We start from the raw sequence: 675 nt of genomic DNA, 5'->3' as shown, positions 1-675 counted from the left end.
CTTCCTGAAGTATCCCGGCTCGCTGACGATGAGCGGCAGGCCGATCGTCATCCCCGCCGCGTGTGAAGATTCCGCGACGGGCGGCGCCATGAGCGCGAGCGGCCAAGTGGACTTCGAGGGCGAACTCGCGGTGGTGATCGGCGAGCCGGCGCGCGATGTGCCCATCGAACGCGCGATGGATGTCGTGCTCGGGTACTGCTGCGCGAACGATGTCTCCGCGCGGTGGTGGCAGAAAGAGGGCGCGGGCGGGCAGTTCAGCCGGGGCAAGTCGTTCGATTCGTTCTGCCCCCTTGGGCCGACGATCACGCCCGCGGGCGAGGTTCCCGACCCCCAGGCGCTGCGCCTCACGACGATGGTTTCGGGCGAGGTGATGCAGGACGGCAGCACGGCGGACATGCTGTTCCCGGTCGCGACGCTCATCGCGGAACTCTCGCGGGGGACGACGCTGCTTCCCGGCACCGTGATCCTGACGGGCACGCCCTCGGGCGTGGGCGCCGGGCGGAACCCGCCCCGGTTCCTGAGGCCGGGCGACGAGGTCCGCGTCTCGATCACCGGTGATTCCGTCGACCTGGGCACGCTCGTGAACGCCGTCAGGGCTGAGTGAACCGGCGCCCGCGTTCGCGGGCCGGATCGAGGGGGCGTCTACAATCGCGGCCATGCACGCCCACACGCACT

The 675-nt window shown here is 70.2% G+C and carries 1 protein-coding gene; it reads left to right on the top strand.

Annotated features, from left to right (window positions below; genetic code table 11):
• On the top strand, positions 1-604 hold a 604-nt coding region (locus tag VB775_RS26285), incomplete at its 5' end, for a fumarylacetoacetate hydrolase family protein (protein WP_323217189.1).
• Positions 605-675 lie beyond the last annotated feature (71 nt).

Source organism: Pseudanabaena sp. CCNP1317 (assembly GCF_034931345.1).
Classification (GTDB): domain Bacteria; phylum Cyanobacteriota; class Cyanobacteriia; order Pseudanabaenales; family Pseudanabaenaceae; genus Pseudanabaena; species Pseudanabaena galeata.
This window is presented reverse-complemented; position numbering and strand designations above follow the sequence as displayed.